Source organism: Parasynechococcus sp., assembly GCF_045559935.1.
In the GTDB taxonomy this organism is placed as follows: Bacteria; Cyanobacteriota; Cyanobacteriia; order PCC-6307; family Cyanobiaceae; genus Parasynechococcus.
Window position 1 is genome coordinate 12,256 of sequence record NZ_JBJLJL010000004.1, and the last position, 24,704, is coordinate 36,959.

Sequence of the window (24,704 nt, forward strand, 5' to 3'; positions counted from 1 at the left end):
GTCTGAAACGTGACCGGGGTGGCGGCAGCTGTGACAGGGTTCCCCTGAACGACGACAGTCCAGGCCCCTCTGCATACGATCGGCTCATCCGACGGAATCCGAACAGCTGACCATGACCCGTGCATCGATGGTGTGGGTGGTCGATGACGATCCCGAGCTGCGCAAGATGGTCGGGACCTATCTGATCGATCAGGGCTACGACGTGCGCTGCCTCTGCGATGTGAAGCAGATGGAGGCCCGCCTGGAGTTCCAGCGTCCGGATCTTGTGGTGCTGGATCTGATGCTCCCCGGCGACGATGGGCTGACGGCTCTGCGCCGTCTGCGCGATGCCGGAGATGACCTGCCTGTGGTGATGCTCACCGCCCGGGGAGAGGCCGTGGATCGGATCATCGGCCTGGAACAGGGAGCGGATGACTACCTCGGGAAGCCGTTTCTGCCGCGGGAGCTTTCCGCCCGCATCGAGGCGGTGCTGCGCCGCCGCAGCACCGTTCCGGCAGGAACCCCGGTGGCGGAAGGCGGCCAGGTGAGCTTCGGGGAGAACGTGCTCGATCTCTCGGCCCGCACACTGCTCCAGAACGATCAACCCGTTGTGATCACCAGCGGCGAGTTCAGTCTTCTGGCCGCATTCGTTCAGCATCCCCACCGCCCTCTGTCCCGGGAACGGTTGATCGAGCTGGCCCGCGGACCCGGTTGTGAGACCGACAGTCGCAGCATGGATGTGCAGGTGTCCAGGGTGCGCAAGCTGGTGGAGCCGGACCCGACACGACCTCGCTACCTGCAGACCGTATGGGGATACGGCTACGTCTTTGTGCCGGATGGCACGCCCCGCTCCCGCTGAGATGAGGCTGGCCGTCTCCTGGTGGCGGCTGATCCTGCGCGTGAGCTGCTGGAGCGGCCTCCTGGTGGGGGGCTGGGTGCTGGCTCTGCTGCTGCTGCAGGTGCTGTTCGGCCGACAGCTGGAACGGGTGCAGACCGTTCAGCTGGGCCGGGAACTGGCGCTCAATGTGCGGCTGACGGAACTGACGCTGGAGCGCTACCCACCGGTGCTCATCAACGAACTGACGGGCCTGCAGCTGGCGGTGATGGAGCGTCCGCCCCGGGCCGGTCCGGTGGATGCCGGACTGCACCGGCGCATGCAGGGACTGCAGAACGAACTCTGCACACGCCTCTCCCATTGCCCGACCCTGCTGCCGGCGCAGGGGAGCTCTCGCCAACAGGGCGTGTGGATCGAGCTGATCTCTCCACTGGAACCGGTCTGGCTGCGGGTGGAACTGCCGACGGCACGAGGCTGGCCACCGGAGCCGATGCTGCTGGTGGTTGCCCTGGTCGCAGCGGTGATCTTCACCGGGGTTCTCTATCTGCTGCTGGAGGTGGAACGGCCCCTGCGCGGACTGGAGCGGGCCCTCTCAAGGGTGGGGGAAGGCTCCGATCCGGCCACGGTCCCCGTCAGCGGGGCACCCGAGGTGCAGCGGATCACCCGTCGCTTCAATGCCATGGTGCAGCGCCTGGCGACGAACCGCCGCGAGCGCGCCACCATGCTCGCCGGCATTGCCCATGACCTGCGCGCCCCGATCACACGGCTGCGCTTCCGCCTCTCGCTGCCGAGGCTCGGGGCGGACGAGCGACAACGCTGCACCAGTGATCTCGAGGCACTGGAACGGATCACCGGCCAGTTTCTTCTCTATGCCGGCGGGGGAGAACGGGAACGGATGGTGGCCTGTCCGCTGGATCAATGGCTCGCGGAAGTGGCGGCGGGCCATCCCCAGGAGCAACTCCGGCTTGACCTGCTGCCGATCACGGCCGACGTGCGGCCGGTGGCGCTCGGACGAGCGGTCTCCAACCTGATCGACAACGCGCTCACCTATGGCCGACCTCCGCTTGTGGTGCGGCTGCTGGATCGGGATCCGGGGTTCTGCATCGAGGTCTGGGACCAGGGCGACGGCATTCCCCCGGAACAGTGGGATCGTGCCCAGCAACCGTTCCAGCGCCTCGACGAGGCCCGTGGCGAGCAGGGACATTGCGGCCTCGGTCTGGCGATCGTCGGCCATGTGGTGACTCAGCACGGCGGTCGCATCCGTTTCCGGCAGGCCGCCTCCGGTTCCGAACCCGGCCACTTCGCTGTCGTGCTGGAGATTCCGGCCACGGAGGCCAACGGCAGGCCGGGCTCCGGAACTGATCGGAAATCGCGATCTGAAATCCGTTCTTAACGTGACGGTGGCATGAATAGTCCATCGAGTTCCGCGACCGATGAGCAAAAACCAGAAGCACGACATGGCATCTGTGCTGGACGCTCTGGACCACAGTGACGGCGATATCGATCACCCCCAGGAAATGCTGATCGAACTCCAGGACGGCTTCTCCAGCGATCACAAGCGCCTTGAGAAGAAGACCTACGAGAAGGAACTGGCGAAGCTCCAGTCCGAACTGGTGAAGATGCAGTACTGGGTCAAGGCCACGGGCTTCAGGATGATCATCCTGTTCGAGGGACGGGATGCCGCCGGCAAGGGCGGTTCGATCAAACGCCTCACCGAACCGATGAATCCGCGCGGATGCCGGGTCGTCGCCCTCGGCACGCCGTCCGATCAGCAGAAGAGCCAGTGGTACTTCCAGCGCTATGTGGAGCATTTCCCCAGCGCCGGCGAGATCGTCGTCTTCGATCGCAGCTGGTACAACCGCGCCGGAGTGGAGCGGGTGATGGGGTTTGCCACCCCGGAGCAGGTGGAGCAGTTCTACGTGGCCTGCCCTCAGTTCGAGCGGATGATCGTCCAGGACGGCATCCTGCTGCTGAAGTACTGGTTCTCGATCAACGACGAGGAGCAGGAGAAGCGCTTCCAGGCGCGTATCGATTGCGAGGAGCGGCGCTGGAAGTTGAGCCCGATGGACATCGAATCCCGCAACCGCTGGGTCGAATATTCAAGAGCCAAGGACATCATGTTCTCCAAGACCCATATCCCCGAGGCTCCCTGGTTCACCGTTGAGGCGAATGACAAACGCCGTGCCCGCCTGAACTGCCTCAGCCACGTGCTCAGCAAGGTGCCCTATGAGGACATGACGCCGGACCCGATCGAGATGCCGAGCCGCCCGGAGCAGGGGGACTACAAGCGTCCCCCCTTCAATGAGCAGTTCTTCGTTCCGAACAACTACCCCTACCGGGACTGATCCTCAGCAGGCTCAAGCCGCAGCGGCCACAGGCAGATGACAGCCGAGGTTCACCTCGCCTTCGTCCATCAGGCGTCCGAGCCGGATGGCGGCGGCCACCTCCGCCCGGCTGAAATCCTCCTGATGGTGGGCCAGCCAGTTCACATCACCTTCGGTGATGACACCGCTGTTCAGGGACTCCAGGAAGAGCTCACCGATGGTCATGAGAGTGATGTAACAACTTCGTTACATCATGCCCACGTCGGACCTTGAGCCGTGGCCCCATCACGCTTAAGGTGCTGGACCTTTCTTTCCTCACAGGAATTTGGGCGGGTCCTGGCAGGTGCTGATGCGATGCGTGGCCAGCGGGCTTTTCCTGTTGGCTCACGGCCTTCTGGTGCTGGAACACATCGCCATCGGCACGGCCCTTCACGGTGTTGCCGAACTGTTCCTCGCCCCCTGGGCCGTTCGCCATCGCGCCTGGGATCTGATCGTCATCGGGCTGATCTTCTGCGTCTTCGATCTTTGGGGCACGATCCGGCTCACCGGAGCCGGAATGGCCTGACCCTGCCGCCTTCGGGATCAACCGTGAAATCGCTGAAACCAGAACGCTGATAATTGCCAGGAAGAATATAAAAACATCACCAAAAACAACCAGTTCAACCATGCCGGACGGCGGTCATTTTCAAACATGGCATCGCAGCGACTGATGCGATCTTAGGCCTGGTAACCAAGTAAAATCGGGTTGAATGTCACAAGGCTGTGAGCTTCACTTATCAGCTGAATTTCGACCCGCAAGGGGCTCGCTACGGCACGGAACTTGTGATACTTGGAGGGTTCCACGGAGATCCCTGACAACACCCTCAGCAACCTGAGCGAGGAGATCGGCCGCCCAGCCAACCTGACCGCCGTCGTCATCCCAAGCACGGTTACACGGATCGGCTCCTACGCCTTTCAGAGCGCCAGCCGGCTGACCTCCATCGCCATTCCTGAATCGGTCACCACGGTTGACATCGGCGCCTTCCGTGCGTCCGGCCTCACCAGCATCCGGCTGCCAGAGTCCGTGACTCAGCTTGGGGAAAGCGCATTCCGGGGATCCCGCATCACCGAAGCAACCCTCTCGGATTCGATCACCACCATTCCGCCGGCGCTGTTCTCCGACACGCAGCTGCAGACGATTGAGCTGCCCGAATCCACACGCTCGATCGAATCGTTCGCTTTCTACCAGACACAACTGACCGACATCACCATCCCCGATGGCGTTACGTCCATCGGGGACGATGCCTTCCACGGCTCACAGCTGACGCGGGTCTCGATCCCCAACACGGTGGAGTCGATCGGCGAGCGGGCCTTCGCCAACAACAACCTGTCAGACCTTGTGATTCCCGACTCCGTCACAGCCATCGGAGACGACGCCTTTCAGGGATCCAGTGATCTGAGCGTGTATCTCCCAACGCGTTTCGACGCCGAGTCGACCACCAGCAGCGTCTTTGACTCCGACGCAACCCTGAATCATCGCGATGGAATCACCGGACAGACGGACTGCTCTGATCGGAGACGTTGATAACAGCGGAGACCTTGGGGTCAGCGATGCCATTTCAATCCTCAGAACCGTGGTCGGCCTGGAGGAATCGATGACCAAATTCCCAGGTGTGAACCCCAGCTCCCTGATGGATGTCGATCAAAGCGGGGCCATCGGTGTCGGCGATGCGATCGCTGTTCTGCGATCCATCGTGGGCCTGGACCCGATCACCACCACTGTTGCGCTTCCCCTGATCAACGGATGACCACCCGTACGGATGAAGAGCGGCTGCTTGCTTACTTGGCGGAGCACCAGTCGGTGGAACGGAAGGAAACATCCGCACCACCGGCCCGTTTCAGATCGTGCATCCCTTCCAGTTGGTTGTAGACCGACAGCAGCTGTCGACGGATGTGATCGGTGTGGGGCATCCCATCGAGAACCCGAAGCACATCCTCAAGGGAACGCTTGGCATCGATCACAAGGCGACAATCCGGACTTCCTGGTTCGTGAGACATCACATTCGGAGCGACAGATCCATTCATGCTCTGCCCTTCATTTAGAGCTGTATGAATGCCTACCGCTGAGATCTTTCTCAGATTGTCCTCAGGGTGCCGCCCGCAACGGTGGTGGCAACCGCAGGCTGCTGATCCAGGCGAGCAGCACCAGCAGAGACGAACACCAAAGACAGGCCTGCATGCCGCCGGCTGCGGTGCGTCCCAGCATGAACACGGCCCCGGAGAGCAGGGTTCCCACCAGACGTCCTGCGGCATTGGCCATGTAATAGAAGCCGACGTTGAGGCTGACGCTCTCCGCATCGGTGTAGGCCAGCACCATGTAGGAATGGATCGATGAATTCATTGCGAACACGACGCCGAAGGCCGCCAGACCTGCGGTGATCGCCACGCCCACATTCGCCTCTCTCCACAGCGCCACGCCGATCAGGGCCGGGATGGCCGTGAGCAGGGCGCTCCAGAACTGAACCGCCGACACCCCCGGTGTGGTGGTCTGCCCCCAGAGACGCCGCAGACCTGGAGCCGTCCCCTGAACGATGCCGTAACCGATCACCCAGGTGCCCATGAAGGCCCCGACCTGCTCGAAGTTCCAGCCGAGCGACGCCTCCAGAAACACCGGCAGCGCCACCACGAACCACACATCACGGGCACCGAACAGAAAGAACCGCGCCAGAGAGAGCACGTTGATCCCCTCGGATTTGGAGAACAGCGACGAAAAGGCCGGCTTGGCCTTCATCTTTCCGATCTCACCCGGCAGCACCAGGGTGATCAGGAAGGCCATGGCCAGGCCGGCCGCCATCCAGCCAACGGCCGCGTTGAACCCGAACATCGTGAGCAGCACCGCTCCGAGAAAGAATCCAACCCCCTTGAGGGCATTCTTTGAGCCCGTGAGGATCGCCACCCATTTGAACAGCTGCTTCTCCCCACGCTGCGCATCGTCAGGAGTCTCAGGCACCACCGTCTTGATGGCGCTCTTGGCACTCATCTTGTTGAGATCCTTGGCGATGCCGCTGATCGCCTGGGCCACCATCACGTAGCCGACGCTGAGCAGCTTCGGCCAGCTGGCTGCCACCGGGATCAGCATCACCAGGGAGAGGATCTGCAGCAGGGTGCCGACCCAGAGGGTCAGGCGCAGGCCGTAGCGCGCACCGATCCAACCGCCGTAGAGATTGGTGACCACCCCGAAGAACTCGTAGAAGAGGAACAGAAAGGCGATCTCAAGGGTGCTGTAGCCAAGCTTGTGGAAGTGGAAGACCACGAGCATCCGCAGCGCACCGTCGGTGAGCGTGAATGCCCAGTAGTTGACGGTGACGATGCCGTACTGCTGGAGAGCGGAGAGCTTCACGCGTCCAGCTCCACCACGCGGCAGGTGAGATCCGCCATGCGGCAGCTGTAGCCCCACTCGTTGTCGTACCAGGCGAACACCTTCAGCTGGGTGTCGTCCACCACCATCGTCGACAGAGCGTCGACGATGGAACTGCGATCGTCGTTGGTGTAGTCGCAGGACACCAGAGGCCGCTCCTCGTAACCCAGGATTCCCTTCAGGGGACCCTCGGCAGCGGCTCTGAAGGCGGCGTTCACCTGCTCGACGCTGACGGCCTGCTTGAGCTCGAACACCGCATCGGTGAGGGAGCCATTGAGCAGCGGCACCCGGACGGCATGGCCGTTGAGCTTGCCTTTCAGCTCGGGGAAGATCATCGCGATCGCCTTGGCCGAGCCGGTGGTCGTGGGGATCAGGGACGTGAGGCCGGAGCGGGCCCGCCGCAGATCGCTCTTGAAGGCATCGATCGGCACCTGGGTGTTGGTGATGTCGTGAATGGTGGTGATCATTCCGTGCTCGATGCCGAAGGTCTCATGCACGACCTTCACCACCGGTGCAAGGCAGTTGGTGGTGCAGGACGCCGCGGTGATCAGGCGATGACGGTGCGGTTCGTAGAGGTGATGGTTGATGCCGTAGACGATGTTGAGGGCCTCCTCGCCGGCCACCTCACCTTTCACCGGACAACCCACGATCACCCGCTTCAGCCCGACGCTGTCGAAATAGGGATTGAGCGTCTCCGGTGTCTTGATCTTGCCGCTGGCCTCCAGCACCATCTCCACCCCACGCTCCTTCCAGGGCACGGCGGTGATGTCCCTGCTGCTCGACCAGGTCAACGGAGATCCCTGCACCGAGAAACCATCGGCATCGCTTGAGATGCCCCGATCCCAGCGGCCATGCACCGAATCGAACTCCAGCAGGTGGGCGGCGGTGACGGCATCCCCGGCAGGGTCGTTGACGTGCACGAGCTCAATGCCCGGACGGCCCCAGAGTGCGCGGAACACCAGCCGACCGATGCGACCGAAGCCGTTGATACCGATGCGCATGGGGCTGTGAAAATTGACGGGTTCATTTTGATCAATCAATCTTGATTGATGCAACAACACGCCACTGACACCCGGCTCAGCGCCGATCAGGCCAGCAGCCTGCTCAAGGCCCTGGCGGATCCCACCCGGCAGCGGATCCTGCTGCAGCTGGGGAAGGGTGAACGCTGCGTCTGTGATCTGACCAGCGATCTGGATCTCGCCCAGTCCAAGCTGTCCTTCCATCTGCGGGTGCTGAAGGAGTCGGGGCTGGTCTCCGATCGCCAGAGCGGCCGCTGGATCTACTACCGCCTGGAGCCGCTGATGATCCGAGATCTCGAGACCTGGCTCAGTGATCTGCGCCGTCACTGCAGCACGGCGGCTGCACCCTGCTGCGACTGACCGTGACCCAGGGCTCTGACCAGCGGCTGATCTTCCCGGCCACCGAACGCAACAGAGCGGCGATCGGTGCCCTGCTCGACACGCTGCTTCCCGACAGAGGCGTGGTGCTGGAACTGGCCAGCGGCAGCGGGGAACATGCGGTGACGTTCCAGCAACGCTTCCCCGGACTGCTCTGGCAGGCAAGCGATCCGAACCCCGATCACCGCGCCAGCATCAACGCCTGGATCCGCCATGCCGGATTGGATGACGTGATGCCGGCAGCGCTGGATCTCGATGTGCAGGAGCGTCCCTGGCGCCTTCCCGGACCGGTTGCCGACGGTCTCGCGGCCATGGTGTGCATCAACCTGCTTCACATCAGCCCCGCCGCCTGCAGCGAGGCGCTGTTGCTGGAGGCCTGTGAGCGCCTACCGGACGATGGCCTGCTGATCATCTACGGACCGTTCCGCCGCGATGGTCAGCACACCAGTGCCAGCAATGCCGCCTTTGACGCCTCCCTCAGACAGCGGGACCCCCGCTGGGGTGTGCGGGATGTGGCCTGGATCGATGACCTGCTGGAGCCCCTGCCCATGGAACGCATCAGCTGCCACACCATGCCGGCGAACAATCTCACGCTTGTGCTGCAGCGACGGATGACGATTGCCAAGTGCTGAAGAGCCGCTCAGACTCGCGACGGTGACTCCATGGCCGGTGAATCTGACGCTCTTTCTGACGAACTTTGTCATCGGGGTTGCGATCACGCTGACGGCATCGTTCCTGTTGCGACGGGTGCTGCCGCGGTTCACACGACGCACCGCGAGTGACTTTGATGATTTCGTTCTGAAAGCTCTGTCGCAGTCGGTGCTGCCCTTCGGCATCGTCGTGGTGCTGTTGTTGACCCAGACGAATCTCGGGCTTCCCAACGACATCCAGCGGGCTTACGACGTGGTGCTGAGGATCATCGGCACCGTGGTGATCGTCCGCTTCGTGAATCGCGTCGGCAGCCGTTTTCTGGAGGGGGTGGCCCGGCGGGCCGGAGACGATCTCGAGCAGCTGTTCAGGAGTCTTCAACCCCTGGTGCAGGCCCTCGTCTGGATCGTCGGAGTGCTCGTGCTCTCGCAGAGCCTCGGAGTGAAACTCGCCGCCATCTGGGCTCTGCTCAGCGCCGGCGGCATCGGCATCGGTCTGGCTCTCAAGGATCCCGCTCAGGAACTGTTTGCCTACCTGATGATCCTTCTTGATAAACCTTTCACCGTGGGGCAGTTCATCACGGTGGGGTCCACATCAGCCACGGTGGAGCGGATCGGGGTGCGCTCCACCCACCTGCGCAGCCTGAGAGGAGAAGCCGTGGTGATGAACAATTCGGCACTCACCAATGCCACCATCCTCAATTTCGCCGACATGAACACACGGCGGATGATTTACTCCCTCGGCGTCACCTATGACACCGGAGTGGATCAGATGAAAGCGATCCCCGCGATCGTGGAGGCCGTGATCAACACCATTGCCAACACAACATTCAATCGTTGCCATTTCACGGAATTTGGCGACTCCAGCCTCAATTTCGAGCTGGTGTACACCATCGACACCCGGGATTACACCATGGCTCTCAATGCTCAACAGGAGGTGAATCTCGGAATCATGGAAGCCTTCGCCGCCGAAGGCATCACCTTCGCCTTCCCCACCCAGACGCTCTATCTGGAAGGGGAGTCAAGACCGGTGACGGCATCCTGACCGCCTGCAGGGGGCGCCCCTGCGCCGCGCTGCAGCCACAGACCGACGGTGGTGATCAAGGCCAGCAGAACGATCGCCAACACGGGGATCAGTCGCCGTGTAGCCGGCTTCACGTCAGCGGCATCGGCCGCACTGAGTCCATCCTGCCGTGCCTGCAGAAACCCCCCTCGCCGGCAGTTGTTGCACAGGGATGCACTGATCCCGGCATTCTTGAGTTTGAAGCCGTAACGGCCGGGAATATCAACCGGTTCACCACAACTGCGACAGGGAAGGGAGAAGACAGCCATCACCACCACCGCATGGGATTCCGGTCTACCACCGGGTCAGTCCAGAGCCATGACCCTGCAGCAGCCCAGGATCAACGAATGTCTTAAGGGGTCAGTGTCTGGCAGGATTCAACCAGCTCCTCCGGTGATCGTGCCGCTTTATCAAGCCCGCGTCCTGGTGCGCCTGCGTCCCTCCGTGCTCGATCCAGCCGGCGAAGCCGCCCGCAGCGCGGCCAACAGGCTCGGCGTGGAAGGCATCAGCAAACTGCGCATCGGCAAGTCGGTCGAGATGGAGGTGGAGGCCCCCGATGAAGCCGAGGCACGGCGACGCCTGGAACTGCTGAGCGATCGGCTGCTGGCCAATCCGGTGATCGAGGACTGGTCTCTGGAGCTGCAGAACCCATGAGCATCGGTGTCGTGGTGTTCCCCGGCTCCAACTGCGACCGGGATGTGCAGTGGGCCACCGAAGGCTGTCTCGGCATGCCCACCCGTCGGCTCTGGCATGAAGACACCGACCTGAGCGGACTGGAGGCGGTGGTGCTGCCCGGCGGCTTCAGTTACGGCGACTATCTGCGCTGCGGAGCGATCGCCCGCTTCGCACCGGTGCTGCAGTCGCTTCTGGATTTCGCCTCCCGCGGCGGCAGGGTGCTGGGCATCTGCAACGGCTTCCAGGTGCTCACCGAACTTGGACTGCTGCCCGGGGCCCTCACCCGCAACCGCGATCTGCACTTCATCTGCGAGGACGCGCAGCTGCAGGTGGCCAGTGCCCGCAGCCCCTGGCTGCGGGCCTACGGCACCGGAGGCACGCTGACCCTCCCGATCGCTCACGGGGAAGGGCGTTACCAGTGCAGCGACGAGACCCTGCGCCAACTGCAGGACGACGATGCCGTTGCCCTGCGTTACGGCAGCAACCCCAACGGCTCCGTGGCCGACATCGCCGGCATCACCAACCCGGCCGGCAACGTGCTGGGGCTGATGCCACATCCGGAACGGGCCTGTGATGAGGCCATCGGGGGCATCGACGGACGGGCCATGCTCGAGGCGCTGCTGAGCTGATGTGGAACCGCCGATCGCTGCTGATCTCAGGAGCGACGGCGGCGATGGCAGCGTTGCTGCCTGATCGGCGCAGAGCCGTGCAGGCCTCTGGCGCCAACCGACCGGCACCGCTGCGCCGTGGCTCGCGGCTGCGAGCGGTGAATCCAGGCACCTGGATGGATCCGGAGATGGATTTCTCCCCCCTGATCGAGCGCTGTGCCGCTGAGGGATGGGTGCTGGAAATCCCCGACACGGTGCGGCGCCAGTGGCGCTACTTCTCCGGGACCGATCAGCAGCGCGTCGCTGAGCTGAACGCAGCCTGGAACGACCCGTCCGTGGACGGCGTGCTGTACGTGGGTGGTGGCTGGGGGGGTGCGCGGGTGCTGGAAGCGGGCTTCCGCTTCCCTGGCCGGGCCCTGTGGACGGTGGGCTTCTCCGATTCCAGCTCGCTGCTGCTGGCCCAGTGGGCCGCCGGGCTGCCGGGGGCCATCCATGGTTCCAGCGGCGGACCGGAGGAACGCTGGCAACGGACGGTGGCTCTGCTGAGCGGACACCCGGTGGCACCACTGCAGGGGGTCGGCAGACGGCCCGGCCAAGCCAAGGGGCCGCTGGTGGTGACCAATCTCACTGTGGCAACGCATCTGATCGGCACCCCCTGGATGCCGGATCTGCGCGGCGCGATCCTGGTGCTGGAAGACGTTGGCGAAGCCCCGTACCGGGTGGACCGGATGTTGACCCAGTGGCGCAGCGCCGGGTTGCTTCAGCAACTCTCCGGCGTGGCTTGCGGGCGGTTCAGCTGGGAGAAGGACGACATCCTTCCCGGTGACTTCACAATGGAGGAGATCCTGGAGGAGCGGCTGGGGGATCTGGGCGTGCCGCTGATCGTTGATCTTCCCGTGGGCCATGGACTGCCCAACATGGCGCTGCCCCTGGGCGCGGAGGCGCGAATCGACGGGCGCACCGGCCACCTCAGCCTGATCCCATGACCACTCAAAAAAGGGGGCCCGAAGGCCCCCTTTTTTGAATCCGTGGCGACCTGTGATCAGGCGGCGACGGCAGCCTTGGGATCGAGGGTGCCCTTGGCGTACAGACCGGCGTAGAAGTTGATGCTCTGCTGCTGGATCTTGCTGGCGTTGCCGGCAGCCCAGAACTGCTGATAGCGGTCGAGGCAGACCTGCTTCATGTACTTGCGGGCGGGCTTGTTGAAGTGGCGGGGGTCGAAGTTGGCGGGATCGGCCATGGCCGCTTCACGCACAGCTGCGGTGAACGCGAGGCGGTTATCGGTGTCGATGTTCACCTTGCGCACGCCGTTGCGGATGCCTTCCTGGATCTCTTCGACGGGAACGCCGTAGGTCTCGGGGATGGCACCGCCGTGCTTGTTGATCATCTCCAGCCATTCCTGGGGCACGGAAGAGGAGCCGTGCATCACCAGGTGGGTGTTGGGCAGGGCCTTGTGGATCTCGGCGATGCGGCTGATGGCCAGCACTTCACCGGTGGGCTTGCGGGTGAACTTGTAAGCACCGTGGCTGGTGCCGATGGCGATCGCCAGGGCGTCGCACTTGGTCTTGGCGACGAAATCAGCGGCTTCAGCGGGATCGGTGAGCAGCATGTCCTTGGACAGCTCACCCTCGAAACCGTGGCCGTCTTCCGCTTCGCCCTTGCCGGTTTCCAGGGAGCCCAGGCAACCCAGCTCGCCTTCCACACTCACGCCCACGGAGTGAGCGAAATCCACCACCTTCTTGGTGACGGCCACGTTGTACTCGTAGCTGGCGGGAGTCTTGGCGTCGGCTTCCAGGGAGCCGTCCATCATCACGGAGGTGAAGCCGTTGATGGCGGCGGAATAGCAGGTGGAAGGCTCGTTGCCGTGGTCCTGGTGCATCACCACGGGGATGTGGGGATAGGTCTCGGTGGCGGCCAGGATCAGGTGGCGCAGGAAGATCTCACCGGCGTAGCTGCGGGCACCGCGGGAGGCCTGCAGGATCACGGGGCTGTCGGTCTCGTCAGCCGCTTCCATGATCGCCTGCACCTGCTCCAGGTTGTTCACGTTGAACGCAGGGATGCCGTAGCCGTTCTCAGCGGCGTGGTCGAGCAGAAGCCGGAGCGGAACGAGCGCCATGGTGAAATCCTCGAAGGGTGGGTCGTCTGAGACGAATCGCGGCGATATTACCCTGCGTTACGCGTGTCTCGTCGCTGTCTGGGCTGCCTGATCACAGGCCGACCTGCTGGCGACACCCTCGGCCAGGCCAGGAATCATCGGCCGACCGCTGCGGATGCTCTCCGCCCACCAGCCCTGAACCCTCGCCACCGGAGCAATCCGGCCATCCGCCCATGTGGTTTCGAACGCCAGATCGGCATCGGCCTCGATCGGTCTCAGCGCCTCACCGGCAGCGGCATGCTGCAGCGCGAAGCCATGCACGTAATCCTTCTGATTCGGGCTGCCGAGGATGAGACAGCCCTCCGAGCCGTACACCTCCAGCCAGCAACCACGGCCGTTGCGTGCCACGGAGGCGAGATTGATCTGAGCGGGAACGGTGCTGTCGGCTCGTCCCTGCCACTGCAGGCGGGCCTGGATCAAGGAAACATCCTCGGAATCGACGGCCGCCATGCCCCCGTCACCAAGCGGACGCTCCAGGATCGAGGTGGCGTTGAGAGCCTGCACCCCGCTCAGCGGTCCGATCAGCCAGGCCAGGGTGTCCATGGCATGGGTGCCGAGCGCGCCGATCACCCCACCACCCTCCGACGCCTGGGAATACCAGTTCCAGCCGCGGCTGGCATCGGCCCGGCTGCTCATCAGCCAGTCGAGTTTCACCAGCCAGGGGGTGCCCACCGCACCGGCCCGCAGCAGCCGCTCCGCCTGCATGAACAGGGGCACGGCCCGGTACTCGTAATTCACAGCGACAGAGAGCTGCCGCTCCATGGCCAGCCGCTGAAGATCCCTGGCCTGATCGGCCTGCAGTGCCACCGGTTTCTCCAGCAGCAGATGCTTGCCCGCCAGGAGAGCCTGACGCGCCAGCTCGTGGCGGGGCGCAGGCGGTGTGGCGATCACGATCGCCTCGACGGCCGGATCCGCCAGCAGAGCCCCCCAGTCCGAATGACCGGGAAGGCCATGGGTGGAGCAGGCCTGCTCGAGACGGGCAGGGCGCGGATGCCACAGCGCAACGGGAGTCAGATCCGCATTCGCCTGAAGAGCGGGCAGATGCACCTTCTCACCGAAACCGAGGCCGGCGATGGCGACACCGATGGGTCGAGCGGTCATCTCAGCTGGCGAGGGGGGCGTCACAGACGGCACCGATCACCGACACGATCAGCTCATCGCTGCCGGCGGCCTGCCACTGGGCACGGAAGCGGGGAATGCCGTTCACCTGCTGATCCCGGTACAGCTTCTGGGCACAGTCGATCTGCATCACGAACAGCTCGCCGTTGCGGGGCGCCTCCCCATCCACGGCAGCCGGTGTGAACCGGCTCAGCACGGTGCGCAGCCCCTCGCGGTTCTCCCGCACACTGCCGCTGTCCCACCACTGCTGACCGGCCTCAGTCGCCGGAACCTCAACCCATTCAACAGGCCCCGCCCAGGCCGGAGACGCCCCCAGCACGAGAACGGCCAGAAGCATGGCCAGAAGACGGACGATCATGCGCTGGCGAGCTCCAGGGCGGCACAGCCGTGCAGACGCAGCACTCTGGCCAGGGTGCTGCGCAGCTGGGTGCGGGGGACGATCACATCGACGAAACCGTGATCGCGGAGGTACTCAGCCGTCTGGAAATTGTCCGGCAGCTTTTCACGCAGGGTCTGCTCGATCACGCGGCGGCCGGCGAATCCGATCAGCGCCTTCGGCTCCGCCAGGATCAGATCGCCGAGCATCGCGAAGCTGGCGGTGACCCCACCGGTGGTGGGGTGGGTGAGCAGCGGCATGTAGAGCAGTTCCGCCTCGCGATGACGCTCGAGCGCCCCGGAGATCTTGGCCATCTGCATCAGGCTGAGCATCCCCTCCTGCATGCGGGCACCACCGGAGGCGCAGACGATCAGCAGCGGCAGCTTCTGGGCCGTGGCCCGCTCGATCAGACGGGTGATCCTCTCGCCCACCACCGAGCCCATCGAGCCACCCATGAAGCGGAAATCCATCACGGCCAAGGCCAGACCGATGCCTTCCACCCGGCAGAAGCCGCTCACCACACCATCCTTCAGACCGGTGGCCGCCTGACTCTCCCGCAGGCGATCGGCGTAGGCGCGTCGATCCTTGAACTCCAGGGGATCCATGGGGGCGAGATCCGCATCGAATTCCTGGAAGCTGCCGGAATCGGCGATCACCTCGATGCGTTCACCGCTGTCGATGCGGTGGTGGTAGCCGCAGCCGGCACAGACGCTGGCATTGGCCTTGAGATCCTTCAGGTAGACGACCTGGCCGCATTCGGGGCACTTGTTCCAGAGGCCATCACCTTCCTCCGGCTCCTGGCTCACCTTGCCGACGAACTGCCCTTTCCGGCGATCAGCGAACCAGTCGAACAGAGACACGGGAACCGCACGGTTCCGACCATTAAAGACCCAGCAGGTGGAGCCACTGCTGCCACCACCAGAGGGGGCCCGTGAGCCAGACCAGCCAGATGCCGAGTGCGATGAAGGGGCCGAAGGGAAAGGCCTGCCGTGGCTGCAGCCGACCGCTCAGCCTCCCGGCTGCACCGAACAGGGCTCCCGCGAAGATGGCCAGGGCCATCGCTGCCGCGATGCCGGCAGCACCGAGCCAGGCGCCACCCATGGCCGCCAGCTTGGCGTCCCCCAGGCCGAGCGCCGGCTGACCAAGCAGCCGTTCCGCCAGGGCGCTGATGGACTCCATCAGCAGCAGAGCCAGACAGGCGGCGATCAGATGATCCGCCAGAACGGGGATGCCAGCAGCAGCCGACAGCACCAGGCCCAGCACCAGCCCCCAGCGACAGAGCGGCTCGGGCAACCAGAGATGGTCGAGATCGATCAGCACCAGAGGCAGCAGCAGCGCGATCAGCGGCAGCCCCGCCCACGGCAGCAACCACAGCGGCAGTCCCCCGCCACCGCTCTCGGCAACCGCCAGAGCCGACAGCCAAAGAGCTGCGCTGAGTGCTTCCACAGCTGGATATCGCCAGCTGATCGGGGCCTGGCAGTCGCGGCAGCGCCCGGCCAGGAGCAGCCAGCCCAGCAACGGCAGATTGTCGTGCCAGCGGATGGCATGACCGCAGCGGGGGCAGTGACTGCCGGGAAACACCACCGATTCGTCCCGCGGCAGACGCCACACCACCACGTTGGTGAAACTTCCGACGCAGGCTCCAAGCAGCGCTGCCCAGAGCGGCGGGATCACACCTTCCATCGCGGTCGTTGCTTGAAAGGGCGGCGGCGGATCAGATCCAAGGCGATGAACTCCTCATCCGGCAGCAGCACCGGCAGGTCGAACACCACCCGCCCCTCGGAGAGATCAGCGCTCAGAACAACACCACAGGGGTCTGCCCCCGCAGCGGCATTGCTGAGGAAGGAGAAGTAGACCTCCCGGGCACGGGCGATCAACGCACGGCTGTCGACACGATCCCAGCGGGGTGAGCGGGAGGCTCCGGAGGCTCCGCTGATCTCAAAGGAGGGCGTTGAAACGGAAATGGGCCCACCTGATCACTCAGACGAACCCACATTAGAGATGAATTGTGAACAGGAATCAGCTCAGCTGAGATTCTTCTGCTCTTCCACCATGCGGTGAATGATCGGAGTGAGGATCAGTTCCATCGCAAACCCCATCTTGCCGCCGTTCACCACGATGCTGGTGGGGCTGGACATGAAGGAATCGTGGATCATGTTCAGCAGGTAGCCGAAGTCGATCCCCCACTTCTCACGAGCTCCCTTGCGGAAGTGAATGATCACGAAACTTTCATCCGGTGTGGGGATGTTGCGGCAGATGAATGGGTTGGAGGTGTCCACGGTGGGAACCCGCTGGAAGTTGATGTCCGTCTCGCTGAACTGCGGGCAGATGTGGTTGATGTAATCCGGCATCCGGCGCAGGATCGTGTCGACGATCGCTTCGGCGGAATAACCGCGCTCGGCATTGTCGCGATGGATCTTCTGGATCCATTCCAGGTTGGTGATCGGCACCACACCCACCAGCAGATCGGCCAGCGCCGCCACGTTGTATCCCTCACCCCGCACGCCACCGTGCAGGCCTTCGTAGAACAGCAGGTCGGTGCCTGAGGGAATCTCCTCCCAGGGGGTGAACTGACCGGGACCCAGATCGACACCGAGTCGTGCGTTGTGCTCGGTGGCTTCCTCGGGGCTGTGCAGGTAATAGCGCTTCTGTCCGGTGCCGGTTTCGCCGTAGACCCGGAAAAGCTCCTCGAGCTTGTCGAACAGGTTGGCTTCCGGACCGAAGTGGGAGAAGTTCTCACCACGGGCCAGGGCGTCAGCCATGGCCTGCTTCATCGGCATCCGCTCGTAGCGGTGATAGCTGTCGCCCTCCACCACCGCCGGCGTGATGCCTTCGCGAGCGAAGATGTGCTCGAAGGCGCGCTTGACGGTGCTGGTTCCAGCACCGGACGAACCGGTGACAGCGACTACCGGGTGACGCTTCGACATCGACGCAGGGACTACGGGCTCGGCGAGTTTGCCAGATCGAGGCCCGTTTTCACCAATACAGACATCAGAGCGCTTCAATCAGCGCCCTGCCCATGGCGCTGCAGCCCACCGGCGTGCAGCCCTCCGCCATCAGATCACCCGTGCGCAGACCCGACGCCAGCACCGTGTCGACGGCCCGCTCGAGATCCGCCGCCGCAGCCGACTGCTTCAGGCCGATGCGCAGCATCATGGCGGCGGACAGCACCATCGCCATGGGGTTCGCCTTGTCCTGACCGGCGATGTCGGGGGCGGAGCCATGCACGGGCTCGAACAGTCCGGGACCATCACTGCCCAGCGACGCGGACGGCAGCATGCCGATGGAGCCGGTGAGCATCGCCGCCTCGTCACTGAGGATGTCGCCGAACAGATTGCCCGTGAGCAGCACATCGAACTGGCGCGGGTCCCGCACCAGCTGCATCGCGGCATTGTCCACATACATGTGGCTCACCTCCACATCGCCATAGCCGGGGGCCATCGTCTCGACGCGATCACGCCAGAGCTGACTCACATCCAGCACATTGGCCTTGTCCACCGAGCAGAGACGACCACGACGCTCGCGGGCCAGATCGAAGGCCACCCTGGCGATCCGATCCACCTCCGATGCGGAGTAGGTCATGGTGTTGAAGCCCCGCTCCTCGCCGTCGGCCTCGATCCGCCCCTTGGGCTGACCGAAGTAGATGCCGCCGGTGAGTTCACGCACCACCATCAGATCCACGCCCTCGATCACCTCGGGCCGCAGGCTGCTGGCCCCGATCAGCGCGGGCACGATCTTCACCGGCCGCAGGTTGGCGAACAGCTGCATGCCGGCCCGCAGACCGAGCAGACCGGTCTCCGGTCGCTTCTCCCGGGGCAGGCTGTCGAAGCGGGGGCTGCCGATCGCCGCCAGCAGCACGGCATCCGCCTGCCTGCACGCCTCCAGTGTTGAGGCGGGCAGCGGCTCACCGGTGGCGTCGATGGCGCTGCCACCGATGGGCTGCTCCTCGAAGCTGAGCTGGAACCCGTGCCGCTCGCTCACCGTCTCCAGAAGCTGGCGGGCCACGGCGGTGATTTCCGGACCGATGCCGTCACCGGGAAGAAGAACGACGCGGTGCTGGGCCATGGAGGACCGGTGCGACAGGACAGCCGCTGAGATTACTGAGCAGAGTCCCGCTTGAGCTCCCGCAGCGTCCTGGCCATCTCCGGCAGCTTGCTGAAGGCCGCGGAACAGCGCAGCCACAACCGGTTGGGAATCGCCGGATACCCACTCACCACCTCACCGGCCGCCACCTCACCGTGCAGACCGCTCTTGGAGCTGGCGATGGCCCGATCGCCGATCACGGTGCGGTTGGCCACGCCCACCTGCCCCGCCAGGATCACGCCATGGCCGATGCGGGCACCACCGGCGATGCCCACCTGGGAGGCGAAGGCACAGCCCCGGCCGGTGGTCACCCCATGACCGACCTGGACCAGGTTGTCGATCTTGGTGCCGGCGCCGATCCGCGTCTCTCCCACCGAGGGGCGGTCGATGGTGCTGCCGCAACCCACCTCCACACCGTCTTCCAGCACCACCTGTCCCGTCTGGGGCATCTTGCGCCACCCCTGGGCCGTGGGAACGAAACCGAACCCCTCGGAGCCGATCACGGCATTGGAATGCACCACGCAGCCCCGCCCGACCCGGCTGCCGGGATGGAGCACGGCATTGGCGTGCAGTTCACAGCCGTCGGCGACGACGACATCGTCGTAAACCACCACCCCGGGATGCACGATGCAGTTCGCACCGATCCGGCTGGCGGCACCGATGCAGACCCGTGGTCCGATGGCCGTGCCGGGTCCCACCTGAGCCCGGTCGTCGATCACGGCCGTGGGGTGAATCTCCGCCAGGGGGCGACGACGGGGATGCAACCGCTCCAGTGCCTCGGCGAAGGCCAGCCGGGGATCGGCGAAGACGGCGAAGGCGATACCGCGCTGGGTGGCCAGATCGATCAGGTCCTGCTGGTCCGGCAGCAGCACAGCCCCGGCATGGCTGTCGGCCAGTGCCGCCGTCAGGGCGTTGCCCTTCTCCAGAAAACTGAGCTGATCCGAAGCTGCCGCCTCAAGCGATGCGGCGCTGCGCAGCTCCGGATCCGTCGCTGTCGCGCTGTGCCTCAGACCGGCCTGGCCCTGCTGCAGAGCCGTGATCAGAGTGCTGAAGCGCATGGTTGAGCGATGCCGCGGCCGGATCGTAGGCGCGCAGGACCGCTCAGGGCAGAAGCCGATCGCTCAGCACCAGGGCATCCCGATGCACCACCACGGCAGAGGGTCGATCGCCCGCTGCGGCACCGAGACCCTGCCGCAGCGCGGCGCTGGACTGTGAGCAGAGTCCGCGTCCCAGCAACCGACCGTCAGGGTCGACCAGGTTCACCGCCTGGCTGGCCCCGAACTCCCCCTCCACCGCGGTGATTCCCACCTGCAGCAACGAGGCTCCCCGCTCCAGCAGCGCCTCGCAGGCCCCTGGATCCAGGCGCAGGGTGCCCTGCGCCTGCAGCACATGGGCCAACCAGCTGCGCCGGTTGCCGAGCGGTTCCGGATGGGGATGAAACACGGTGCCGCCCCGGTCGCCCTGCAGCAGCTGATCGAGACGGCTGGGATCGCGACCATCGGCCAGATGCACGGTGATGCCGCTGGCCGTGGCGATCCGTGCTGCCGCCAGCTTGGTGGTCATGCCGCCGCGGCCCCAGCGACCACCATCGCCGGCACCCGCCTCCAGGGCCTGAAGCTCACGCGGGTGATGCACATCGGAGATGGGCCTGGCATCCGCAACGGTGCGGGGATCGGCGGAATAAAGGCGATCCACATCCGTGAGCAGGATCAGCTGATCGGCATCGACAGCGGCTGCCACCAGGGCCGACAGCGTGTCGTTGTCCCCGAAGCGCAGTTCCGCCGGAGAGATCGCATCGTTCTCGTTGATCACCGGCAGAACCCCCCAGCTGAGCAGCTGCCGCAGGGTGTTGGAGGCGTTCTGGTAGCGGCGGCGATCCGCCAGATCGGAGCGGGTCAGCAGCACCTGGGCCACCGACCGCCCGTGGCGGGACAACGCCCGTTCGTAGAGGGCCATGAGATGTCCCTGGCCGATGGCAGCGGCCGCCTGCAGCGCCACAACGGTGTCGGGACGACGGGGCAGCTGCTGACGCTGACACCCCAGACCGACCGCCCCGCTGGTGACCAGCACCACCTGATCACCACGCTCCATGGCAGCGGCGATCGCGGCTCCATAGCCCTCGATCACGGCAGCCGTGTCACCGCGCAGCAGGCTGGTGCCCAGCTTCACCACCCACAGCATCACGCGGCAGGGGCTCCCAGAACCCGTGCCAGACGCCGCTCCAGACACTGAACCCGATCCCTGTCGCAGGGGGCGCCGTCCTCACGGATCGGCCGCACCAGCACGGTGTAGAGACCGAGCCGATTGCCGCAGAGCACGTCGGTGAACAGCCGGTCACCGACCATGGCGATCGATCGCGGCGGCAGATCCAGATCCGCGATGACGCGGCGCAGGGCGCCCCGTCGCGGCTTGCCGGCTCCGCAGGTGAAGCTGAGATCGAGCTGACTGGCCACCGCCGAGATCCGCGCCTTGGAGGGGTTGTTGCTGAACAGATGCAGCTGCAGGCGCCGCCCCGCGTCCTCGAGCCAAACCCTCACGCTGTCGGGAAGGCGCACCGCCCGCCCGGGCAGGAGGGTGCGGTCCACATCGATGACCGCTGCCTGGATGTCGCGTCCGGTGAGGTGAGGCAGCGGCAGATGGGCAATGGTCAGGCCCGGATCCCAGTCGGGCAGCAACCAGTGACTGGGACTCACTCCGGCCATTCACGCTCCTCGATCTCGGCTTCGATGCGGGGCTGGATCCGATCGAAATCCTCTCCCTCCACCAGTTCAGCCTGACCATCCACCATGCGGGCCACCACGAAGAACGGATCCAGGGGGATGTAGAGGCCGTACTCCTGCTGGTCGACCATGAAACTCACCAGCAGCTCATAGGTTTCCGTCTCTTCATCGTCCTCATCGTCCTCGTCGTCCTCGAGTTCGTCCGGATCCGGCTCGTCCAGTTCACCGCTGACGGTGAGCGTGACGGCGGAGCGCACCAGGGTGAGGTCGTGCTCCTGCAGCACGACATCGGCAACCGAGAGGATCGGCTCACTGCTGGCGACCGTCGTGATCGGCTCCGGCGAATCCCCATCGCTGAGGCGGAACAGGGACACCGGGGTGTCCACCGGGGTCAGCAGGGCGTAGTCCTCGCCATCCAGCGGGATCAGCTGCTCGAGGAAGCAGAGCAGATCATGGCCCTCGCGATCGCGAACGAGGACGGTGGGCACATCACCGCTGCTGCTGGGCCCGGGGTCACGCATGGTCCGTCGGTCGATGGGCCAAGGATCCATCATCGCCGCTGTTGATGCCCGGCATCACACCCCCCGGCTGGACCGGTTTGAGCTCCGGCCCCTCCTGGAGCCACTGTTCCAGCAGCAGCGCAGCGGCAGCACTGTCGAGACGGCCGCTTCGGTCGCCGTGCAGACCGTGGCGTTCGGCAGCGGCCCAGGTGCTGCACTGCTCATTCACCCAGGCCAGCGGCAGGTTGAGGGCCGATGCCAGGCGCAGGCCGTAGCGATGGCAGTGCTCCGCCTGAGGCGTCGGCGACCCCTCGGAATCCAGGGGCAGGCCCACCACGAGGCCCTGCACGGAGCGCCGGGCGCAATGGTCCCGCAGTACGGCGAGGTCGGCATCGAAGCGGGATCGGGCGAGGGCCGGCAACGCCGTCACGGTGATGCCCAGCGGATCGCAGCCGGCAAGTCCGATGCGCCGTCGCCCCACATCCAGACTCAGCACCGAACAGACCAGGGGCACGATCAGCGGCGGCCGAGACTGGGGGTGGGCAGGGGTGTTCTCTGAGGCCGCAGGCTGCCGAGAACCTCATCGAGTGCCCGGGTATGCAGGGGAGAGCGCGGGGACACCTGCCGCCTCCACATGCTGCGGCCCATCAGCAGATGTTCATCGCCCTGCCGCCAGCCCTGCGCCAGCAGCAGATGCGCCAGAGGAGCGTCGTCCTGAGCCGTGACCAGAGCATCCGGGCGCCCGTCGCACAGCAGGCACTGCAGCAGGGCCGGCAGCGCCTCATCCAGCCGTGGATCCCAGGCCACATCGCGGATCAGTTCCAGCTGGCGGTCATCACTGCTCTCGAACAGCTGAACGCTGCCCGCGAGCACATGGTCACCGTCCATGAGAACGCCGGATCCAGGGCCGTTGCGATCCAGCAGATCCAGCCAGTGGCGATCGGTGATCTGTCGCAGGTGGCTGAAATTGCCCCCCTGCTCGATCGGCCAGAGCAGCTGTGCGGTGCGGCGGTTGATCGGCTGCCAGCTCAGTCCCCTGGGCAAACTCTGGCTCGCCGGCTCTGGGACAGCCGCCGGGGGCAGCCAGGCCTGAAAGGGGCGCAGCGGCTGGAAACCCAGCTCACGCATCAGGGCGATGCCGTCGGCATCGCCGGCCGGACAACGCACCACCCAGCTGAGCACCTGGGGACTGCCGAGCTGCAGCGCCTGCTGCAGCAGGGTTCTGCGCACGCTGCTGCAGCTCCATTGGCTGCTTTCACCGAGCTGTTGCGGCAGCTGCAGGCTCCAGCAGCTGCCGCGACGGTTGTATGGCCTGGCGACGACAGCAGCCAGAGGACGGTCCGCTTCGATGGCCAGAAGGCAGCGGGGGGAACGGCTGGGCAGCAGATCCGGGAAGCGCTGCTCGAGGCGGGCCATCCAATCCCCGAGAAGCGCCGCCTGGAAGCGGGGCAGCTGGCTGGAATCGCTGATCGCCTGAAAGCGAGCCAGGTGAAACGGATTGAGGGATTCCACCCTCAGAGGAGCTTGGGAGGTTTCCACCATGGACAACTCCTCCAGTAACCCTCTCTTCAATCTATCGCTCGCACGGTGTGAAATTCAGGCCGACGCGGTACCAGGCCTGACCAGCACCAGGGGCGTCCGCTGGTTGGCATTGCCGGCGGGATTCGGCTTGAGCGCACGCTGAAGCAACGCCTCATCGCATCCGGCACTGCCGGCGAGCACCTTGACCCGTCCCAGATCGTTGACATCCACGATCGCCACATCGACACCGAGTTCAGCAGCCGCCTCACGGCAAAGTCGTTCCGGCTGATCGGGGCCCAGCACGATCGTCTGGTCATAGGGAGGGGTGGTGCCGGTGATGTCGTCGATCAGGCGGGCCTGATCCCCCGCCAGTCGGTAGAACCCGCCGGGAATGCCGATCAGCTTCATCAGCAACCCACCGATCCAGGCCACCACCACCCGGGTCGGCCCCACCAGATCGATCAGGGTCTGCATGCCGCAGGCGGTGGCGAGACTGCTGGTGGGATGGAAGACACGGCAGAGCTGACGCGCCACCATCCCCGGCTCCACCTCACTGGGATGGCGGTAGCGGTTCTGGATCACGGCGACGGGGGTCTCTCCGATGGTGAGCACGTCACCGGGTTGCACGAGATCTGCGGCATAGGTGCGCATCACAGCGATGGGATCGTCGAGGGGACCGAGCAGATGGGTGCGCAACGGCAACACCCGGCAGCCATCACCCGTCAGGAACTCAGCGGCCTCAGCACGGAGCGGCTGCGGACGCCGCAGCGGCACCAGCACACCCTGACGCCGCGGCAGACGACCGAAGGGGCCGTAATTGAGCCAGTGAACATCCACCCAGAGGCTGTCGACCAGATCAAGCGGGTTGCGTCCGTCGGCGGCACGCAGCCGGATCTTCACCCGTGCACGGGTGGTCTTGCGCCCTTTGACGATATAAGCCGCCCAGTAGCCGTCCTCGCGGGTCTCCTCATCCGGATGATCCGCCTCGATGCGGGTGCTGATCTCCAGAGCCGAAGGATCCGACTTGCCCAGCAGCACCGGGTCCACCCGCAGCTCCGGAACGAACACCTCCATGCGCGGATGGGGGTTGCTGATCTCCAGGAGACCGCTGATGCGCACCTCGGCACCAGAGGGCTCGACATGCCATTCCAGAGCCCGCAACTGCAGCGGCGATGCCGGACGCAGACGATGGCGCAACTCAAGCCAGCCCACTCCAAGGCCGAGAGCAAGCGGGGCGATCAGCACGGACACGCGCAGGTTCCGGCCGCGAAACCGGGAAAACTCGGCGGCAGCGTAGGCGGATCA

General features: G+C 65.0%; 32 protein-coding genes. 12 read left to right on the forward strand and 20 right to left on the reverse strand.

The features are described 5' to 3' along the window. The first annotated feature begins 112 nt into the window (after positions 1-112). The 3 genes from ACJ0G7_RS01850 to ppk2 all read left to right on the forward strand — a co-directional run bounded on the left by ACJ0G7_RS01850 (position 113) and on the right by ppk2 (position 3,159). The gene (locus tag ACJ0G7_RS01850; protein WP_173402124.1) at positions 113-838 is read left to right on the forward strand and encodes a response regulator; all 726 of its coding nucleotides are present in this window, start codon (positions 113-115) and stop codon (positions 836-838) included. A gap of 1 nt (position 839) precedes the next feature. After that, entirely contained in the window at positions 840-2,207 is a 1,368-nt protein-coding gene (locus tag ACJ0G7_RS01855) for an ATP-binding protein (protein WP_407394964.1), read from the forward strand. 64 nt (positions 2,208-2,271) lie between these two features. Next, on the forward strand, positions 2,272-3,159 hold the full coding sequence (gene ppk2, locus ACJ0G7_RS01860; RefSeq protein WP_371257654.1) for a polyphosphate kinase 2: 888 nt from the start codon (positions 2,272-2,274) through the stop codon (positions 3,157-3,159). A 12-nt stretch (positions 3,160-3,171) separates the two neighbouring features. Here ppk2 and ACJ0G7_RS01865 read toward each other — a convergent pair whose 3' ends face one another. After that, complete coding sequence (locus ACJ0G7_RS01865; RefSeq protein ID WP_407394967.1) at positions 3,172-3,363, reverse strand: hypothetical protein; 192 nt, start codon at positions 3,361-3,363, stop codon at positions 3,172-3,174. 124 nt (positions 3,364-3,487) lie between these two features. On the opposite strand from ACJ0G7_RS01865, the gene ACJ0G7_RS01870 reads away from it, so the two are divergent. The 3 genes from ACJ0G7_RS01870 to ACJ0G7_RS01880 all read left to right on the forward strand — a co-directional run bounded on the left by ACJ0G7_RS01870 (position 3,488) and on the right by ACJ0G7_RS01880 (position 4,925). After that, positions 3,488-3,703, forward strand: a complete 216-nt coding sequence (locus tag ACJ0G7_RS01870; RefSeq protein ID WP_043696712.1) for a hypothetical protein — start codon at positions 3,488-3,490, stop codon at positions 3,701-3,703. 264 nt (positions 3,704-3,967) lie between these two features. Then, a complete protein-coding gene (locus ACJ0G7_RS01875) occupies positions 3,968-4,702 on the forward strand; it encodes a leucine-rich repeat domain-containing protein (protein WP_407394969.1) in 735 nt (244 codons plus the stop codon). Positions 4,703-4,772: 70 nt separating this feature from the next. After that, positions 4,773-4,925: a hypothetical protein gene (locus tag ACJ0G7_RS01880; RefSeq protein ID WP_407394971.1), complete on the forward strand. Its 153-nt coding sequence runs from the start codon at positions 4,773-4,775 to the stop codon at positions 4,923-4,925. A 31-nt stretch (positions 4,926-4,956) separates the two neighbouring features. Here the strand turns inward: ACJ0G7_RS01880 and ACJ0G7_RS01885 are convergent, their stop codons facing one another. The 3 genes from ACJ0G7_RS01885 to ACJ0G7_RS01895 form a co-directional block, all read right to left on the reverse strand. Continuing rightward, a complete protein-coding gene (locus tag ACJ0G7_RS01885) occupies positions 4,957-5,175 on the reverse strand; it encodes a hypothetical protein (protein ID WP_043696719.1) in 219 nt (72 codons plus the stop codon). Positions 5,176-5,263: 88 nt separating this feature from the next. Continuing rightward, positions 5,264-6,517 (reverse strand): organoarsenical effux MFS transporter ArsJ, encoded by a 1,254-nt coding sequence (gene arsJ, locus ACJ0G7_RS01890; RefSeq protein WP_043691832.1) that lies wholly within the window; start codon positions 6,515-6,517, stop codon positions 5,264-5,266. After that, positions 6,514-7,536 carry an ArsJ-associated glyceraldehyde-3-phosphate dehydrogenase gene (locus ACJ0G7_RS01895; RefSeq protein WP_407394974.1) on the reverse strand — a complete coding sequence of 341 codons (1,023 nt, stop codon included), beginning with the start codon at positions 7,534-7,536 and terminating at the stop codon, positions 6,514-6,516. The genes arsJ and ACJ0G7_RS01895 overlap by 4 nt, the downstream gene beginning before the upstream one ends. Positions 7,537-7,584: 48 nt before the next feature. Here ACJ0G7_RS01895 and ACJ0G7_RS01900 point away from each other — a divergent pair, with 48 nt between their 5' ends. The 3 genes from ACJ0G7_RS01900 to ACJ0G7_RS01910 are packed head-to-tail and all read left to right on the forward strand — an operon-like array spanning position 7,585 to position 9,624. After that, positions 7,585-7,914 (forward strand): helix-turn-helix transcriptional regulator, encoded by a 330-nt coding sequence (locus tag ACJ0G7_RS01900; protein ID WP_043691838.1) that lies wholly within the window; start codon positions 7,585-7,587, stop codon positions 7,912-7,914. A gap of 2 nt (positions 7,915-7,916) precedes the next feature. Further along, the gene (locus ACJ0G7_RS01905) at positions 7,917-8,564 is read left to right on the forward strand and encodes a DUF938 domain-containing protein (protein WP_407394976.1); all 648 of its coding nucleotides are present in this window, start codon (positions 7,917-7,919) and stop codon (positions 8,562-8,564) included. Positions 8,565-8,601: 37 nt separating this feature from the next. Next, positions 8,602-9,624: a mechanosensitive ion channel family protein gene (locus ACJ0G7_RS01910; protein ID WP_407394978.1), complete on the forward strand. Its 1,023-nt coding sequence runs from the start codon at positions 8,602-8,604 to the stop codon at positions 9,622-9,624. On the opposite strand, the gene ACJ0G7_RS01915 is transcribed toward ACJ0G7_RS01910, so the two are convergent. Then, positions 9,585-9,911 (reverse strand): hypothetical protein, encoded by a 327-nt coding sequence (locus ACJ0G7_RS01915; RefSeq protein ID WP_043696728.1) that lies wholly within the window; start codon positions 9,909-9,911, stop codon positions 9,585-9,587. The two genes, ACJ0G7_RS01910 and ACJ0G7_RS01915, sit on opposite strands and share 40 nt — an antisense overlap. A 130-nt stretch (positions 9,912-10,041) precedes the next feature. On the opposite strand from ACJ0G7_RS01915, the gene purS reads away from it, so the two are divergent. From purS to ACJ0G7_RS01930, 3 genes are read left to right on the forward strand one after another with little or no spacing between them, the layout of a single operon-like run. Next, positions 10,042-10,296 carry a phosphoribosylformylglycinamidine synthase subunit PurS gene (gene purS / locus ACJ0G7_RS01920; RefSeq protein ID WP_043696732.1) on the forward strand — a complete coding sequence of 85 codons (255 nt, stop codon included), beginning with the start codon at positions 10,042-10,044 and terminating at the stop codon, positions 10,294-10,296. Beyond that, positions 10,293-10,946, forward strand: coding sequence for a phosphoribosylformylglycinamidine synthase subunit PurQ (gene purQ / locus ACJ0G7_RS01925; RefSeq protein WP_407394980.1), 654 nt, complete (start codon positions 10,293-10,295; stop codon positions 10,944-10,946). The genes purS and purQ overlap by 4 nt, the downstream gene beginning before the upstream one ends. After that, the gene (locus tag ACJ0G7_RS01930; RefSeq protein WP_407394982.1) at positions 10,946-11,911 is read left to right on the forward strand and encodes an LD-carboxypeptidase; all 966 of its coding nucleotides are present in this window, start codon (positions 10,946-10,948) and stop codon (positions 11,909-11,911) included. The genes purQ and ACJ0G7_RS01930 overlap by 1 nt, the downstream gene beginning before the upstream one ends. A 56-nt stretch (positions 11,912-11,967) precedes the next feature. Here the strand turns inward: ACJ0G7_RS01930 and fba are convergent, their stop codons facing one another. From fba to ACJ0G7_RS02005, 15 genes are all read right to left on the reverse strand, one after another. After that, on the reverse strand, positions 11,968-13,041 hold the full coding sequence (gene fba, locus ACJ0G7_RS01935; RefSeq protein ID WP_043691862.1) for a class II fructose-bisphosphate aldolase: 1,074 nt from the start codon (positions 13,039-13,041) through the stop codon (positions 11,968-11,970). 57 nt (positions 13,042-13,098) lie between these two features. Next, positions 13,099-14,181, reverse strand: coding sequence for a Gfo/Idh/MocA family protein (locus ACJ0G7_RS01940; protein WP_407394984.1), 1,083 nt, complete (start codon positions 14,179-14,181; stop codon positions 13,099-13,101). Position 14,182: 1 nt separating this feature from the next. Next, on the reverse strand, positions 14,183-14,557 hold the full coding sequence (locus ACJ0G7_RS01945; protein ID WP_407394985.1) for a hypothetical protein: 375 nt from the start codon (positions 14,555-14,557) through the stop codon (positions 14,183-14,185). Then, a complete protein-coding gene (accD, locus tag ACJ0G7_RS01950; RefSeq protein ID WP_043691868.1) occupies positions 14,554-15,435 on the reverse strand; it encodes an acetyl-CoA carboxylase, carboxyltransferase subunit beta in 882 nt (293 codons plus the stop codon). The genes ACJ0G7_RS01945 and accD overlap by 4 nt, the downstream gene beginning before the upstream one ends. A 22-nt stretch (positions 15,436-15,457) precedes the next feature. Further along, positions 15,458-16,258: an A24 family peptidase gene (locus ACJ0G7_RS01955; protein WP_043691871.1), complete on the reverse strand. Its 801-nt coding sequence runs from the start codon at positions 16,256-16,258 to the stop codon at positions 15,458-15,460. Further along, positions 16,246-16,452, reverse strand: coding sequence for a hypothetical protein (locus tag ACJ0G7_RS01960; protein WP_407394987.1), 207 nt, complete (start codon positions 16,450-16,452; stop codon positions 16,246-16,248). Before ACJ0G7_RS01960 ends, ACJ0G7_RS01955 begins: the two co-directional genes overlap by 13 nt. A gap of 147 nt (positions 16,453-16,599) precedes the next feature. After that, the gene (locus tag ACJ0G7_RS01965; RefSeq protein WP_043691875.1) at positions 16,600-17,502 is read right to left on the reverse strand and encodes a phosphoribulokinase; all 903 of its coding nucleotides are present in this window, start codon (positions 17,500-17,502) and stop codon (positions 16,600-16,602) included. A gap of 64 nt (positions 17,503-17,566) precedes the next feature. Continuing rightward, entirely contained in the window at positions 17,567-18,640 is a 1,074-nt protein-coding gene (gene leuB, locus ACJ0G7_RS01970) for a 3-isopropylmalate dehydrogenase (RefSeq protein ID WP_407394989.1), read from the reverse strand. 32 nt (positions 18,641-18,672) lie between these two features. After that, a complete protein-coding gene (gene lpxD, locus ACJ0G7_RS01975; protein ID WP_043691878.1) occupies positions 18,673-19,716 on the reverse strand; it encodes a UDP-3-O-(3-hydroxymyristoyl)glucosamine N-acyltransferase in 1,044 nt (347 codons plus the stop codon). A gap of 43 nt (positions 19,717-19,759) precedes the next feature. After that, entirely contained in the window at positions 19,760-20,842 is a 1,083-nt protein-coding gene (gene proB, locus ACJ0G7_RS01980; RefSeq protein ID WP_043691884.1) for a glutamate 5-kinase, read from the reverse strand. Then, the gene (locus ACJ0G7_RS01985; RefSeq protein WP_407394992.1) at positions 20,839-21,360 is read right to left on the reverse strand and encodes a YqeG family HAD IIIA-type phosphatase; all 522 of its coding nucleotides are present in this window, start codon (positions 21,358-21,360) and stop codon (positions 20,839-20,841) included. The genes proB and ACJ0G7_RS01985 overlap by 4 nt, the downstream gene beginning before the upstream one ends. Then, complete coding sequence (locus ACJ0G7_RS01990) at positions 21,348-21,899, reverse strand: DUF3727 domain-containing protein (protein WP_043691890.1); 552 nt, start codon at positions 21,897-21,899, stop codon at positions 21,348-21,350. The genes ACJ0G7_RS01985 and ACJ0G7_RS01990 overlap by 13 nt, the downstream gene beginning before the upstream one ends. Continuing rightward, complete coding sequence (gene ruvX, locus ACJ0G7_RS01995) at positions 21,892-22,395, reverse strand: Holliday junction resolvase RuvX (RefSeq protein WP_043691893.1); 504 nt, start codon at positions 22,393-22,395, stop codon at positions 21,892-21,894. The genes ACJ0G7_RS01990 and ruvX overlap by 8 nt, the downstream gene beginning before the upstream one ends. Further along, positions 22,395-23,420 carry a hypothetical protein gene (locus tag ACJ0G7_RS02000; protein WP_407394994.1) on the reverse strand — a complete coding sequence of 342 codons (1,026 nt, stop codon included), beginning with the start codon at positions 23,418-23,420 and terminating at the stop codon, positions 22,395-22,397. Before ACJ0G7_RS02000 ends, ruvX begins: the two co-directional genes overlap by 1 nt. A 54-nt stretch (positions 23,421-23,474) precedes the next feature. Next, positions 23,475-24,650, reverse strand: a complete 1,176-nt coding sequence (locus ACJ0G7_RS02005; RefSeq protein ID WP_407394996.1) for a F420-0:Gamma-glutamyl ligase — start codon at positions 24,648-24,650, stop codon at positions 23,475-23,477. Positions 24,651-24,704 lie beyond the last annotated feature (54 nt).

Coding starts and splice junctions, on each gene's coding strand:
- ACJ0G7_RS01850 (WP_173402124.1), top strand. CDS start 113: ATGACCCGTGCATCGATGGTGTGGGTGGTCGATGACGATCCCGAGCTG.
- ACJ0G7_RS01855 (WP_407394964.1), top strand. CDS start 840: ATGAGGCTGGCCGTCTCCTGGTGGCGGCTGATCCTGCGCGTGAGCTGC.
- ppk2 (WP_371257654.1), top strand. CDS start 2,272: ATGGCATCTGTGCTGGACGCTCTGGACCACAGTGACGGCGATATCGAT.
- ACJ0G7_RS01865 (WP_407394967.1), bottom strand. CDS start 3,363: ATGACCATCGGTGAGCTCTTCCTGGAGTCCCTGAACAGCGGTGTCATC.
- ACJ0G7_RS01870 (WP_043696712.1), top strand. CDS start 3,488: ATGCGATGCGTGGCCAGCGGGCTTTTCCTGTTGGCTCACGGCCTTCTG.
- ACJ0G7_RS01880 (WP_407394971.1), top strand. CDS start 4,773: ATGACCAAATTCCCAGGTGTGAACCCCAGCTCCCTGATGGATGTCGAT.
- ACJ0G7_RS01885 (WP_043696719.1), bottom strand. CDS start 5,175: ATGTCTCACGAACCAGGAAGTCCGGATTGTCGCCTTGTGATCGATGCC.
- ACJ0G7_RS01895 (WP_407394974.1), bottom strand. CDS start 7,536: ATGCGCATCGGTATCAACGGCTTCGGTCGCATCGGTCGGCTGGTGTTC.
- ACJ0G7_RS01900 (WP_043691838.1), top strand. CDS start 7,585: ATGCAACAACACGCCACTGACACCCGGCTCAGCGCCGATCAGGCCAGC.
- ACJ0G7_RS01915 (WP_043696728.1), bottom strand. CDS start 9,911: ATGGCTGTCTTCTCCCTTCCCTGTCGCAGTTGTGGTGAACCGGTTGAT.
- purQ (WP_407394980.1), top strand. CDS start 10,293: ATGAGCATCGGTGTCGTGGTGTTCCCCGGCTCCAACTGCGACCGGGAT.
- ACJ0G7_RS01930 (WP_407394982.1), top strand. CDS start 10,946: ATGTGGAACCGCCGATCGCTGCTGATCTCAGGAGCGACGGCGGCGATG.
- fba (WP_043691862.1), bottom strand. CDS start 13,041: ATGGCGCTCGTTCCGCTCCGGCTTCTGCTCGACCACGCCGCTGAGAAC.
- ACJ0G7_RS01940 (WP_407394984.1), bottom strand. CDS start 14,181: ATGACCGCTCGACCCATCGGTGTCGCCATCGCCGGCCTCGGTTTCGGT.
- ACJ0G7_RS01945 (WP_407394985.1), bottom strand. CDS start 14,557: ATGATCGTCCGTCTTCTGGCCATGCTTCTGGCCGTTCTCGTGCTGGGG.
- ACJ0G7_RS01955 (WP_043691871.1), bottom strand. CDS start 16,258: ATGGAAGGTGTGATCCCGCCGCTCTGGGCAGCGCTGCTTGGAGCCTGC.
- ACJ0G7_RS01965 (WP_043691875.1), bottom strand. CDS start 17,502: ATGTCGAAGCGTCACCCGGTAGTCGCTGTCACCGGTTCGTCCGGTGCT.
- leuB (WP_407394989.1), bottom strand. CDS start 18,640: ATGGCCCAGCACCGCGTCGTTCTTCTTCCCGGTGACGGCATCGGTCCG.
- lpxD (WP_043691878.1), bottom strand. CDS start 19,716: ATGCGCTTCAGCACTCTGATCACGGCTCTGCAGCAGGGCCAGGCCGGT.
- ACJ0G7_RS01985 (WP_407394992.1), bottom strand. CDS start 21,360: ATGGCCGGAGTGAGTCCCAGTCACTGGTTGCTGCCCGACTGGGATCCG.
- ACJ0G7_RS01990 (WP_043691890.1), bottom strand. CDS start 21,899: ATGCGTGACCCCGGGCCCAGCAGCAGCGGTGATGTGCCCACCGTCCTC.
- ACJ0G7_RS02000 (WP_407394994.1), bottom strand. CDS start 23,420: ATGGTGGAAACCTCCCAAGCTCCTCTGAGGGTGGAATCCCTCAATCCG.